Here is a 13,788-nt window from a genome sequence, read left to right on the forward strand (position 1 = left end):
CCGCCCTACGAGCATCCAACGGGTGGCGTAGGGCGGGTTTCAACCCGCCTTGCCGCCCCCGGAGCCCCAACCGCCCATGAGCACACGTCTTGAAGTCCGCTTCGGCGGGCATTCCGTCGAGGGGCGCAAGAGCGTCAACCAGGACGCCTTTGCCGCCCACCTGCCCGAGGGCACCGAGCGCGACCTCAAGGGCGCCGCCGCCGTCATGTGCGACGGCGTGAGCAGCGCGGCCGACTCCGAGATCGCCAGCCAGATGGCGGTCACCGGCTTCATCAACGACTACTTCTCCACCCCGCCCACCTGGAGCGTGCGCAAGGCCGCCAGCTCGGTGCTCAACGGGCTCAACCAGTGGGTGTACCGCCAGAACGCCGCCCGCCACGGCGTGCGCGACAGCCTGCTCACCACCTTCTCGGCGGCGGTCATCAAGTCCAACACCCTGCATGTCTTCCATGCCGGCGACAGCCGGGTGTGGCATCTGCGCGGCGACACGCTGGAGCAGCTCACCCGCGACCATGTGATGAGCGAGGGCGGGCGCGAATTCCTGGCCCGCGCGCTGGGCGCCGACACCCGCCTCGAAGTGGACTACCTGACCCGGGAGCTCAACGTCGGCGACCGCGTGCTGCTGACCACCGACGGCGTGCACGGTGCTCTGCCGCCGGCGCGCATCCGCGACATCGTCACCGGCACCGACGGCGACCTCGAAGCACTCGCCCGCCAGCTGGTCGACGAAGCGCTGGCCGCCGGCTCGGACGACAATCTCTCGGCGCTGATCGTCAGCATCGACACCCTGCCGCTCGAAACCCTGGAGGAGACCCACCGCCGCCTCACCCAGCGGCCGATCCCACCGGTGCTGGCCGCCGGCCACAAGATCGACGGCTACGAAGTGCTGGATGTGATCTTCTCCGGCACGCGCAGCCACATGTACCTGGTCAAGGACTGCGACAGCGGCCAGCGTTACGTGCTCAAGGCGCCGTCCGAAAACTTCGCCGAGGACGCGGTGTATCTCGACGGCTTCATCCGCGAGGAGTGGGTCGGCCAGCGCATCGACCATCCCAACGTGATGAAGACCTACCCCGGCCGGCCCGACAAGCAGTTCATGACCTACCTGGGCGAGCACATCGAGGGCATGAACCTGCGCGAATGGATGCAGGACAACCCGCGGCCCTCGCTCGATGCGGTGCGCGACATCATCCGCCAGGCGGTGGCCGGGCTGCGCGCCTTCCAGCGCGCCGACATGGTGCACCAGGACCTCAAGCCCGAAAACATCATGATCAACCGCGACGGCCGGGTGAAGATTCTCGATTTCGGCACGGTGATGATCGCCGGCACCGACGAGATCGCCTCGCCGCTCGACAAATCCGTGCCGCAGGGCAGCGTCAACTACGTAGCGCCCGAATACCTGATGGGCGAGCGCGGCAGCTTCCGCTCCGACCTGTTCTCGCTGGCGGTGATCGCCTACGAGATGATCACCGGCACGCTGCCCTTCGACGAACCGGCGGTCAAGCGTGTCAGCCTCAAGTCCTACACCGAGCTGGCCTACATCCCCGCGCGCCACCGCCGCCACGACCTGCCGCTGTGGATCGAAGGCTGCCTGAAAAAAGCCTTGCAACCCAACCCGGCCGACCGCTACGACGCCTTCTCCGAGTTCCTGCAGGACTTCACCGTCCCCAATCCACGGCTGGCCGCCGACATCCGGCGCCAGCCGCTGATCCAGAAAAACCCGGTGGCGGTGTGGCAGGTGCTGTGCGCGATCCTGTTCCTGCTCAATCTGTGGCAGCTGGCGCGTTAGCAGCGCCCGCGCGCCTTTCCTCCGTGCCATCCCTTGACCATACTGGGAGCACCATCGCCGTGGCGCATCGCTGCGGCAACCGCAACGGAGACAGCACCATGCGCAGGACAAGCTCCCTGCTCGCCGGCCTCGTGCTTGGCCTGACGAGCCTCATGTCGATCGCCGCCCCCGCCACCCCGGCCCAACCCCCGGCAGCCAGCACCTCGCCGGCGCCGGGCGCCCCGATGGCGAAGAAATATGTCGAACCCTGCCACTGCTCGGCCGGCGAAGCCCTGAGCCCGACCGGCGCCGTGGTGTTCAACTGCGAGTGCGGCGCCATGAAATGCGTCGTCGCCAGCGCCACCGGCAAGATCGGCAAGGATGCCCTGGCGCCCGCGCTGAGCTGCCAGTAGGCGCAGTGCCCCTAGCGCAGTACCTTGACGATCTGGACGCCCAGCACGTATTTGCCCGACTCGGCCTTGTGGCAGCGCTTGACCTCGACCCGCACATGCAGCGGTGGCCGCTCCACGCCGCCCTCGGGCTGGCGCACCAGCACGTCGAGCAACTCGGCCAGACTGGGCACGTAGTCGCTCTCCAGCGTCATGCCGCCGGGGCTGATCTCGATGCACTGCGCCTCCACCGCCGGCGCAGCGCCGGCCGGTTTGATCAGGGCGTTGCAGCCCAGGGGAATTCGCCGGGTCTGGCGTCGATCGTCATAAGGTTTCATGTCGGATTGGCCGAAATCAGGGAAATCCAGTCACTAACGGCGCCGCGTCGGCAAACCGTAGCGTTTTTTTCAGATCATCGCGTCCCAGAGCCCGAAAAAATCCGAAGACGGCGCGCAATCGAGCAGCAATGCCGACATATCGTCATGCGCCGAGGCGCCGGCCAGATGCTCCGCCAGCGCGATGCGCAAGGCCTCGATGCGCCCGTCGGCCGGATGCGCGGCAAGCAACTGCTCCAGGCGCGCCACGCCGAAGCTGTCCGCCTCATCGTTGGTCGCCTCGACCACCCCGTCTGAGTACATCACCAGCTGCTCGCCCGGCAACACCGCGCAGCGCGCCACCTGGCACCCCTCGGCCGCGGTATTCACCACCCCCAGCGGCACATGATCGGACGGGAAACGCTGCCGCACCCGGCCGTCGGTACCGATCACCGCCACCTCCGGCACCCCGCCGACCCAGATCTCGGCTTCGCGACCGTCGCCGCTCAGGCACACCAGCGCGGCGCCGACAAAGCGCCCGACCGGCAAGGAGCGATGCAACACGGCGTTGAGATCGCCGACCAGCTGCGCCAGCGGCTCATCGCGCGCCACCAGCGTATAGAACACCGGCAACACCGGCTGCACGCTGATCGCTGCCGTCAGGCCGTGGCCGGTGGCATCGGCCAGCATGGCGAACAGCCGGCCGCTGGGCGAGCGGGCCGCCACCACCAGATCGCCGGAAAAACGGCGTGCCGGCATCACCGTGAAATGGATCCGCGGATCGCGGAGCGCCTCGGCATCGATCTGGCTGCCCATGATCTGGCGGGCCAGCTCCTGCTCGCGATGCTGCTCGTCGTGATAGCGCTGCAGGCGGTAAGCATGGTCGGCCATGGCCGCCTGCTGGCTGATGCGCTCGCTGATATCGCGCAGCACACCGATGTACAGCGGCTGACCGTCCAGGTGCAGTTCGGTCACCCCCACTTCGAGCGGAAACACCGTACCGTCGGCGCGCTGGCCGTCCAGCTGATGCACCACGCCGTCCGCCCCCACCGGGCTGCCGGCCAGATCCCGTGCCAGCAGGCGGTATGGCGGGCGCTCGCCGCGGGGCGCGACAAGCTCGGTCACGCGCAGGCCGTTCAGGCCGCCGTCGGCGCAGGCGAACATCCGGCTGGCGGCCGGATTGGCCGAACGGATGATGCCGCGCTCGTCAAAAGTGACGAGGCCGTCGATGACCCCGTTGGAGATGGCCTGCATGCGCTCGAGCAGTTCGCGCTGCCGGCGCTCCATGCCCAGCAGGCGCGCCATGGTGCGCATCTTGGCGGCAAACACGGCAAAGGACACGGGTTTGACCAGGTAGTCGTCGGCGCCGGCATCGAGGCCGGCGACGATGTCCGCATCGGTGTTGAGCGCCGACATGATGATGATGGGCGCCCAGGCCATGTCCTGCCGGCTACGGAGCTGGCGGGTGGCCTCGAAGCCGTCCATGCGCGGCATCATCAGGTCCATCAGCACCATGTCCGGCCGCTGCGCGGCAAAGCATTCGAGCGCATCCACGCCGTCGACCGCGAATATCACCTCATGCCCCAGCCGGGCCAGGAATGCCGCCATCAGATTGCGGTTGGTGGCGGCGTCATCGACCACCAGGACGGTCAGCGAGGAGCTCGGATTGGCGTCGGTCATCATGCTCGCCCGATCGGTGCACTGGTGCCGGTCAGCTGGTCCGCAGCGCTGGAACATTTATATCTTTAGACATAGTGTGCCCGATTCGGGCCGCAAAGAATTGTCGGAGATCACAAATTGCGTACCGACGCGGACTTCTCACCCCGCCTTCGTGCGTTTGCGCACGGTGGCCCGTACGCTGTTGCCGCAGCCCTGATACTCCAGCGTGTCGAAGGCCAACTGCCGCGCCAGCGCGATGCCACGACCGTTGGGGGCGAAGGCGCGCTCCGGCGCCAGTTCGAGAAACTCCTTCCAGTCGAAGCCGTTGCCCTCGTCCTCGATGCAGAAGACCCAGGCCTGCGCATCGCTGGAGACGGTCAGACGCACCTGCTTGTGCTGGTTGTCGGGCTGGGCGAGACGGCGCGCGACCTCCGCCTCCCACTGGCCGGTCTCGCGCAAGCGCGACTTCTCGTCGAAGCGGATCCCCAGATTGCCGTGCTCGACGCCGTTGACCAGCAACTCCGACAGCCCCAGCACCACCACATCGGGTTCGTCGCAGATCGATGCCGCCACGGCCGCCACGCCATGCGCCTCGTCGATACTACGAAAGACAAAGACCCCCCGCTGCAGGGTCTGCAGTGCGTTGCGCTGGACCGCCAGGCGCTCGGCCAGTGCGCGCCGCTGATGCAGGTCGTCGAGCGCGGCACGGACGATGCTCTGCAGGCTCTCGGGCTCGAAGGGCTTGGTCAGGTAGTAGTAAGCGCCTGCCGCCAAGCCCTCGCGCACCTGCTCGGGGCTGGCCGCCGCGGTCTGCATGACCACCGGAATGTCGGCCAGACGCCGGTCGGCCTTGATCCAGCGCAGCAGTTCGAGCCCGTCGATGCCGGGCATCATGCGGTCGAGCACCACCAGATCGAAGGACGTCTGGTGACTGCGCAGCAGCGCCCAGGCCTCCTCGCCGCTGGGCGCCATCTCCAGCAGATAGCCCGCGCCTTCCAGGTACTCGCTGATGATGTCGAGGTTGAAGGGCTCGTCGTCGACCACCAGGATTCGGGTTTGACTCATGGTTGCAAGGGCTCCTCGGTCAGCTGGGCTGCCGGCAAAATGATATCGAAACAGGCGCCACCGCCCGGCAGGTTGCCGGCACGGATGCGCCCACCATGGGCCGTGACGATCTCGCGGCACAGTGCCAGGCCCAGGCCGGTACCGCCGGCACCGGTACGCGTCGCGCTACTTTGCACGAACGCGTCGAACACCGTCTCGAGCTCCTCGGCGGGGATGCCCACGCCCTGGTCGCTCACCCGCAGACAGACGCCGGCCGGCTCGCTGTGGCCGATGTGCACCGTGACCTGCCCACCGGCCGGGGAGAACTTGAACGCGTTGGAGAGCAGATGGCGCACCACCTGGGCGATCCGCAGCGCATCTCCGTCGACCGGCGGCACGTCGGCGTCGACGTCTATCGACAGCCGAACGTCGCGCGCCACGCGCAGGCCGTCCAGCGCCTCCGCCTCCGCCGCGACCACCGTAGGCAGCGCGAAGGCCTGCCGGTCGAGGACCATGCGGCCGGCCTCGAGCTGGGACAGGTCGAGCAGATTGTCGACCAGCTTCAGCAAGCGATCGCCGCTCGTGCGAATGCGCTGGAAGTAGTCCTTGAGCTTGTCGGGCGTGGCCTGCAGCGCCTTGTCTTCGCCCAGCCGGGCATAGCTGAGCACCGCATGCATCGGCGAGCGCAGTTCGTGCGACATGTTCGCCAGAAAGCGCGACTTGGCCGCATTGGCCCGCTCGGCGACCTCCTTGGCCTCGATCAGGCTGGCGGTCTTCTCGGTCACCAGTTCCGCCAGGTGGTCGCGATGTCGGCGCAGCGCTTCGCGGGTCTGCTTCTCGTTCGAGATATCGACGCCGACGCCGACGAAGCCGACCACCTGCCCCTGGTCGTCCACCCGCGGCTCGCCCTTGATCATCAGCCAGGCATCAGGCCCCGCCGGCCGGCGCACCCTGAACTCCATCTGATACGCCGCCGGTGCGGCGCGCGCGGCGCGGCCGGCCGCCTTGAGCGGCGCCACGTCGTCGGGGTGCACCACCTGCAGCCAGCGGGTGTCGAGAGTCTCTTCCAGCGACAGGCCGGTGAGCGTCCGCCATGCGCGATTGGCGTAGGTGATGTTCATCGACGTGTCGGCCAGCCAGATCACCACCGGCGCGGCCTCGGCCAGCAGACGGAAACGTGCCTCGCTCTCGCGCAGCGCCCGCTCGCGCGCCTTCAGTTCTGACACATTGCGCAAGACCACCAACAGCCCCCCGGTGCTCACCGGCACGGCCCGCGCCTCGTAGTCCTGCATCGCGCCGTCGGCATCGCGCGCGCGGTATTCCATGCACTGCAACTGGCCACTGGAGAGCGCCAGGCGCAATGTCGGCAACACCTGCGCCAGGCGCCTGGGCGTCACGATCGCCTCAAGCGGCTGCCCCACCACCGAGGCCTGATCGACGGCCAGGCGCAGCCCGGGCGGCACCCGCATGCCCACCAGCCGCAGATCCTCGTCGAACTGCACCAGCATGTCCGGCATGGCCTCGACGATCGAGGCATTGGTGGCATGGGCGGCGGCCAGCGCCCGTTCGGCCGCCTTGCGCTTGGAGATGTCGGCGACCACCGTCCAGATGGCCGCGCCGCCCTCGGCATCGAGCATCACCGCACCGCTGAGCACCACCTCCACCTCGCTGCCATCCGGGCGCAGGAAGGCGCGTTCGTACGGGGTCACCTTGCCCTGGCGCAGGGCGTCGATGGTCATTTCGCGGTCCAGCACCTGCATGCGCGGCGGCGTCAGATCGGCATAGCGCATGCCCGGCAGCTCGGCCAGCGGCACGCCGACGATGCGGGAGAAGGCCTCGTTGGCCCGCACGATGGTGCCATTGACCTTGATCATCGCCATACCCAGCGACGCATTGCGGAACAGCGCGTCGAGTTCGACCAGCGACTGGCGCAGCGCCTGCTCGGTGCGGCGCAGGGTGGTCACGTCAGTCATCGTCACCAGCACCACCGGCTGACCGTCCAGCCCGGCCACGCCGACCTTGTTGACGATCGCGTCGCGCTCGTTGCCGTTGTCGAGCACCAGGTGAAACTCCCGCGAACTGACGCCACCCTCGTCGAGCACCCGCCGGTCCTCGTCGGTATGCGCGGACGCCTGGCCGGGCAGGAGATCCTCGGTGCGAGCGCCGATGATGGCCTGCGGCGGCCGGTCGAGAAACTCCCCCGCCGCGCGGTTGGCCAGCACATAGCGATGGTCTTCGGATTTGAGCATCACCGGATGCGGCAGGAAATCGAGCACGCGCGCATAGAACTGGCGCGCCCGATCCAGCGCCAGCTCCCGCTCGCGCAGTAGCGACACGTCCGAAATCGCCCCGGCCACGCGGGTCGGCCGGCCGAGCGCGTCCCAGACGGCCTGGCCGCGCACCAACAGATGACGGGCACCGCCCTCGTCCAGCGGCAGGCTGACCGCCACTTCGAGCGGCTGGCGGTGCCGCAGATGACCGCGCAGCGCCAGCAGCAGCACCCGGCGCTCGGCCATCGGCAAGCAGCGCAGGATCTCGCGCAGGCCGGGCGCGGCCGGCTGTGTTCCGCGTTGCAGGAGGCCTTGGGCGCGCGGCGAGAGGTAGATGCTGCGCCGCTGCGGCATCCATTCCCAGATGCCATCGCTGGTGGCGCTGGCCGCCAGGGCGAAGCGCCGCTCCGAGTCGGCCAGCGCGCCGCTGGCCCAGGCGGCAGCGGCCATGGCGCGTTGCCGGCCTGAGCTTAGGTAGAAGGTCAGCAGGGTCAGGGCGAGCGTCAGGAAGATGCCGGCACTGCGCACCGTCACGCCGGCCAGATTGGCGCCCGTCTGCACGACCGGGTGGAACACCAGCTGCAGTTGCCGGCCGCCGACCGTGAGATTGCGCGTGCGCCCGTCCTCCACCGCCGTCCCGGCGCCGGTCGTCACCAGCGGCGTGGCCTGCGTCTGGTGGAGGTCGAACAGATCGACCCGAACCTTGTCCGACCAGCCCGCCGACACCGCCGCCAGCCAGTCGCGATACCGCAGCCCGAGCACCACCACACCGCGCACCATCTCGTCGGAATGCGCGCCCTTCATCAGGTGTGCCGCCGGGTGATACACCGGCAGGGCGAGGATGGCGCCCGGCGAATCGTCACCCGCGTCCTTGAGCACCAGCGGCGCGCTGAGCACCACATCGCCACGCTCGATGGCTTCGACGATGGCGGCACGCCGGGTCGGGTGGGACACCATGTCGAAACCGAGAATCACTTCCAGGGAGGTCACGCGCGGCGCAGCGAACTGCACGGGAAAGGCGACGCCGCTGCTCGAGCCGCGGATCGGGATGGCTCGATCGTAGGCGTAGAACATGAAGTCTTCCCAATCGGCACGGCGATCGGCCTCGACACGCGGGGCATACACCAGGCCGGCCGCCCCCATCGCGTTGAGCGGACTCAGCTCGGTGGTGTCGACATAGCGCTCCCATTCGAACAGGTTGACGCGGTCGCTGGCCGAGAAAAGGCCGGCGGCGGCACGCATGTGCGCCACGTAGTAATCGAGGCGTTCGGACAAGGCCGCGGTGACGCGGTTGATGGCATGTTCGATGTCCTGCGCATCGCGCGCCGATTCGAGACGGTCGACATAGAGCGCCCCGATCCCGGTCAGGACCGATCCGAGAAACAGCACCCCCAGGGCCAGCGGCAAAGCGCGGCGCCAGGACGCCTCGGGCGCGCTGTCCACGAGGTCCGTCAGCGAGGAGGAAGGAGACTCGGCGGGCGACGACATTCCTGCTTATCGGCCCGCATGCAGGTGGACTTGAGCGGCCCGCAGGCCGCCGGGCAGGTCAGCTGCAGCCGACGCTGTCCTTTACGCCGAACTTGCGCAGAATGGTCTCCAGCGGGCAGATGCGGGTAAAGCCGCTCTGGAACAGGTTGGCGCCGACGAAGGCAGTGAACCACAGGAAGTTGGCATTGACGAACAGCGGCGAACCCTCGACGCCGAGCGCCAGCGAGATCAGCACGAAGGCGCCGGCGAAGATGCGGACGAATTGATTGACGGTGAGATTCATGAGGTGGCCCCTTCCGACGGTCGGGCGGCCGGCGTGTTGCGCATGGCCGCGAAGTAGAGCACCGGGATCACCACCAGCGTGAGCACGGTGGACACCAGGATGCCGAAGATCAGGCTGATCGCCAGCCCGTTGAAAATCGGGTCGTCGAGGATGAAGGCCGCGCCGATCATCGCCGCCAGCGCGGTCAGGCCGATCGGCTTGGCACGCACCGCGGCCGAGGTGATCACCGCCTCGGCGAAGGGCACGCCCTCGCGCAGCTGGTGGTTGATGAAGTCCACCAGCAGGATCGAGTTGCGCACGATGATGCCGGCCAGCGCGATCATGCCGATCATCGAGGTGGCGGTGAATTGCGCGCCGAGCAGCGCATGACCGGGCATCACACCGATGATGGTGAGCGGGATCGGCGCCATGATGATGAGCGGCACCAGGTAGCTCTTGAACTGCGCCACCACCAGCAGGTAGATGAGGATCAGGCCGACCGCGTAGGCGGCGCCCATGTCGCGGAAGGTCTCGTAGGTGACCTGCCACTCGCCGTCCCACTTCACGCTGTAGCCGCTGTACGGATCGTCCGGCTGGCGGATGAACCACTCGCCCAGTGTGCCGGCCAGGCGCTCGCCCACCAGCGGCAAGTCCTTGATGCGGCTGCGGATGTCGAACATGCCGTACAAGGGCGAGTCGAGCGCGCCGCCCATATCGCCGGTGACATACACCACCGGCAGCAGGTCCTTGCGGTAGATGACCTGCTCGCGACCGGTCTCGTGCACCGTCACGAACTCCGACACCGGCACCAGCGTGCCGTCGCGCGCGCGCACCTTGAGCTGCAGCAGATGGGCCACCGACGACTGACTGGCCGGCGGCAGCTGGATGCGCACCGGGATCTCGTACTTGTTGTCGCCGCCATGCACCGGCGTGACGCTCTCGCCGGCCAGACCGAGGCGCATCAGCTCGACGATCTGCGCCTGCGCCACGCCCATCAGCGCCGCCTTGGCCTGGTTGACCCGCAACACCAGCTTGGGCGCGGTCTCGTCGATGGTGTCGTCGGCGCCGACGATGCCCTCGGTGGCCTCGAAGGCGGCGCGCACCTGCTGCGCCACCGCCAGCTGGCCGGTGTAGTCCGGCCCGTACACCTCGGCGACGATCGGCGAGAGCACCGGCGGCCCGGGCGGCACTTCCACCACCTTGGCGTTGCCGCCATGGCGGGTGGCGATGGCCACCACCGTGTCGCGCACCGCGGCGGCCACCTGGTGGCTGCTGCGCTCGCGGTGGTGCTTGTCCACCAGATTGATCTGCAGGTCGCCCTGCTCGGGCGCGCTCCTCAGGTAGTACTGGCGCACCAGGCCGTTGAAGTTGATCGGGCTGGCGGTGCCGGCATAGGCCTGCCAGTCGGTCACTTCGGGCGTCTGGCCGACCGCCTCGCCGATCTCCAGCAGCACCTGGGCGGTGCGCTCCAGCGGCGTGCCGACCGGCATGTCGAGCACCACCTGGAATTCCGACTTGTTGTCGAGCGGCAGCATTTTGAGCACCACCAGCTTGAACACCGCCAGCGACACCGAGGCGGCGATCAGCGCCATCACCAGCAGCCACAACAGGCTGCGGTTGCGCCGGCCGCGCCGCACGTCGAGCAGCGGGCGCATGATGGCGCCGAAGAAGCCGGTCAGCCGGCGGGTCATCTTGTCCTCGCCGGCATGGCCATGCCCATCGACCGACTTGAGCATCTTCTGCGCCAGCCAGGGCGTGACGATGAAGGCCACCAGCAGCGAGATGAACATGCCCATCGAGGCGTTGATCGGGATCGGGCTCATGTAGGGCCCCATCAACCCGGTGACGAAGGCCATTGGCAGCAATGCCGCGATCACCGTGAAGGTGGCCAGGATGGTCGGCCCGCCGACCTCGTCCACCGCCTTGGGGATGAGGCGCCACAGCGGCTTGTCGGGTTCGAGCAGATGCCAGCGGTGGATGTTCTCGACCACCACGATGGCGTCGTCGACCAGGATGCCGATGGAGAAGATCAGCGCGAACAGGCTGACCCGGTTGAGCGTGAAGCCCCAAGCCCAGGAGGCGAACAGGGTGGCCGCCAGGGTCAGCGTCACCGCCAGGCCGACGATGATCGCCTCGCGCCAGCCCAGTGCCAGCAGCACCAGCACCACCACCGCACTGGTGGCGAAGACCAGCTTGCCGATCAGCTTGTTGGCCTTGTCGTTGGCGGTCTCACCGTAGTTGCGCGTGACCGTCACCTGCACGCCCTCGGGGATCACCGTGCCCTTCAGGCCGTCGATGCGGGCGATCAGGTCGTTGGCCACGTCGGAGGCGTTGGCGCCCGGCTTCTTCGACACCGCCAGCGTGACCGCCGGCGACACGCTGCCGGCCGCGATGCCGCGCTCGGCCGCCGCCGCGCCGGCGCCGAACCACACATAGCGCGAGGGCTGGTCGGGGCCGTCGTCGACCGCGGCCACGTCCGACAGATACACCGGCTTGCCGGCGGTGACGCCGACCACCAGCGCACGCACGTCCTCGGCCGAGCGGATGTAGGTGCCGGTCTGCACCAGCACCTCCTGGTTGTCGCGCACCAGCCGGCCGGCCGACTGCGAGGCGTTGGCCACTTGCAGCGCGGCCTTCAGGTCGGTGGCGGTGACGCCATGGGCATTCATCCGCGCCGGGTCCATCAGCACGCGCAGCACATGGCCGGGGCCGCCGATGGTCACCACGTCGCGCGTGCCGCCGATGCGCTTGAGCTCGATCTCCACCGCGCGCGCCACCTGCTGCATCTCGAAACCGGCACGCGCCGGATCCTCGGTCCACAGCGTGAGACCGAGGATCGGCACATCGTCGATGCCCTTGGGCTTGACGATCGGCGCCAGCACGCCGAGCTCCTCGCTCAGCCAGTCGCGGTGCGATTCGAGCGTGTCGTAGAGGCGCACCAGCGCGGTCTGGTTGGGCACGCCGACCTCGAACTGCACGGTGAGCACCGCCATGTCCGGACGCGACACCGAATACACATGCTCGACGCCGGCCATGCGCGAGAGCACCTGCTCGGCCGGCCGCGCCACCAGCGCCTCGACCTCCTGCGCCGCCGCCCCCGGAAAGGGGATGAACACATTGGCCATGGTCACGTCGATCTGCGGCTCTTCCTCCTTGGGCGTCACCAGCGTGGCGAACACGCCCATGAGGAAGAGCACCAGCGCCAAAAGCGGCGTCAGCGCATTGCGCTGGAAGCCGCTGGCGATCTTGCCGGACAGGCCGAGGGGCGGTGTTGCGTCAGTCACGTCGTACGTTCAGTCTTCTTGAGTTTCATGATGCCCAGCGCATCGAGCACGATCTTTTCGTAGATCGGCTCGGTGGTGCCCTTCTTCATCTTGCGCAGGAAGTACTTCTCGAAGCCGACCTTGGCCAGATGCACCCAGCGCCCTTCCGAATACCAGTTCACATTGCGCGGCGGGATCTGCGGCAGCGCCACGAAGGCGGCGCCGGTGTCGCCGAAATCGGCCAGGCACACCGCATTCCAGGTGGCGCGCTCGGCCGGGTCCTTGCCGTCGAGCGCGGCGCGGATGTTCTTGGCGGTGGCGGTCACCATCGACTCGATCATGTAGCCGGTCTTGGGCACCCCGGTCGGCACCGGCGTCGCCTCCACCGGCGGGATCGCCACGCACACGCCAACGCCGTAGATGTTCGGATAGCGCGGGTTGCGCTGGAATTCGTCGATCAGCACGAAACCGCGCGGATTGACCAGCCCCTCGACGCCGCGCACCGCGTCGATGCCGCGGAAGGCCGGCAGCATCATCGAATACTTGAACGGCAGCTCGTGCTGGCGTTTGGGCTTGCCCTCGTCGTCATGCTCGGTGACGAACATGGTGCCGGCCTCGACCTTGTCCACCTTGGCGTTGCAGATCCACTTGATGTGGCGGTCGCGGAACATCGACTCGATCATGCCCTTGGAGTCGCCCACGCCGCCCAGGCCGAGATGGCCGATGTAGGGCTCGGAGGTGACGAAGGTCATCGGCACCCGGTCGCGCAGCTTGCGTTTGCGGAGGTCGGTTTCCATGATGCGCGCGAACTCGTAGGCCGGCCCGAAGCACGAGGCGCCCTGCACCGCGCCGACCACGATCGGGCCGGGGTCATCGACAAAGGCCTGCCAGTTCGACTCGGCGCCCACCGCGTGATCCACATGGCAGATCGACTGGGTGAAGCCCTCGGGCCCGAGCCCGGGGATCTCGTCGAAAGCCAGCTGCGGGCCGGTGGCCAGCACCAGCACGTCGTAGGCCAGGCTGCTGCCGTCGGCCAGCACCAGGCAGTTGTCGGCCGCTTGCACCTGGGTAACCGCCTGCTGGACGAAGTCGATCTTCTTCTTCGCCAAGAGCGGCGCGATCTCCAGCTCGATGTCGTCGCGCTTGCGCCAGTTCACCGCCACCCACGGGTTGGACGGCGTGAAGTGAAACCGCCCGGTATTGGCCACCACCGTGACCCGGTCCCCGGCGCGTGCCAGCGCCTTCATTTCGTAGGCCATCGGCAAACCGCCGAGCCCTGCTCCCACAATCACGATATGCGCCATCTCGTCTCTCCTCCTGGCCCATGAGTA

Annotated in this window: 9 protein-coding genes; 2 read left to right on the top strand and 7 right to left on the bottom strand. The window is 68.1% G+C overall.

From position 1 onward, the window contains the following. Positions 1 to 76 precede the first annotated feature (76 nt). Together I8J34_RS06955 and I8J34_RS06960 are read left to right on the top strand one after the other, a co-directional pair. The gene (locus I8J34_RS06955; RefSeq protein ID WP_214360681.1) at positions 77 to 1,789 is read left to right on the top strand and encodes a bifunctional protein-serine/threonine kinase/phosphatase; all 1,713 of its coding nucleotides are present in this window, start codon (positions 77 to 79) and stop codon (positions 1,787 to 1,789) included. A gap of 98 nt (positions 1,790 to 1,887) precedes the next feature. Then, positions 1,888 to 2,181 (top strand): hypothetical protein, encoded by a 294-nt coding sequence (locus I8J34_RS06960; RefSeq protein WP_214360682.1) that lies wholly within the window; start codon positions 1,888 to 1,890, stop codon positions 2,179 to 2,181. 11 nt (positions 2,182 to 2,192) lie between these two features. On the opposite strand, the gene I8J34_RS06965 is transcribed toward I8J34_RS06960, so the two are convergent. From I8J34_RS06965 to I8J34_RS06995, 7 genes are all read right to left on the bottom strand, one after another. Beyond that, complete coding sequence (locus tag I8J34_RS06965) at positions 2,193 to 2,495, bottom strand: PilZ domain-containing protein (protein ID WP_214360683.1); 303 nt, start codon at positions 2,493 to 2,495, stop codon at positions 2,193 to 2,195. 69 nt (positions 2,496 to 2,564) lie between these two features. After that, the gene (locus tag I8J34_RS06970) at positions 2,565 to 4,154 is read right to left on the bottom strand and encodes a SpoIIE family protein phosphatase (RefSeq protein WP_214360684.1); all 1,590 of its coding nucleotides are present in this window, start codon (positions 4,152 to 4,154) and stop codon (positions 2,565 to 2,567) included. Between the two features lie 135 nt (positions 4,155 to 4,289). Beyond that, positions 4,290 to 5,195, bottom strand: a complete 906-nt coding sequence (locus I8J34_RS06975; protein ID WP_214360685.1) for a response regulator — start codon at positions 5,193 to 5,195, stop codon at positions 4,290 to 4,292. Then, positions 5,192 to 8,932, bottom strand: coding sequence for a PAS domain S-box protein (locus tag I8J34_RS06980; protein ID WP_214360686.1), 3,741 nt, complete (start codon positions 8,930 to 8,932; stop codon positions 5,192 to 5,194). The genes I8J34_RS06975 and I8J34_RS06980 overlap by 4 nt, the downstream gene beginning before the upstream one ends. Positions 8,933 to 8,990: 58 nt before the next feature. Then, positions 8,991 to 9,215 (bottom strand): YgaP family membrane protein, encoded by a 225-nt coding sequence (locus tag I8J34_RS06985; protein ID WP_214360687.1) that lies wholly within the window; start codon positions 9,213 to 9,215, stop codon positions 8,991 to 8,993. Further along, a complete protein-coding gene (locus I8J34_RS06990) occupies positions 9,212 to 12,478 on the bottom strand; it encodes an efflux RND transporter permease subunit (protein WP_214360688.1) in 3,267 nt (1,088 codons plus the stop codon). Before I8J34_RS06990 ends, I8J34_RS06985 begins: the two co-directional genes overlap by 4 nt. Next, the gene (locus tag I8J34_RS06995) at positions 12,475 to 13,761 is read right to left on the bottom strand and encodes an NAD(P)/FAD-dependent oxidoreductase (RefSeq protein ID WP_214360689.1); all 1,287 of its coding nucleotides are present in this window, start codon (positions 13,759 to 13,761) and stop codon (positions 12,475 to 12,477) included. The genes I8J34_RS06990 and I8J34_RS06995 overlap by 4 nt, the downstream gene beginning before the upstream one ends. Between the last annotated feature and the right edge of the window lie 27 nt (positions 13,762 to 13,788).

The organism is Denitromonas iodatirespirans, from assembly GCF_018524365.1.
In the GTDB taxonomy this organism is placed as follows: Bacteria; Pseudomonadota; Gammaproteobacteria; order Burkholderiales; family Rhodocyclaceae; genus Nitrogeniibacter; species Nitrogeniibacter iodatirespirans.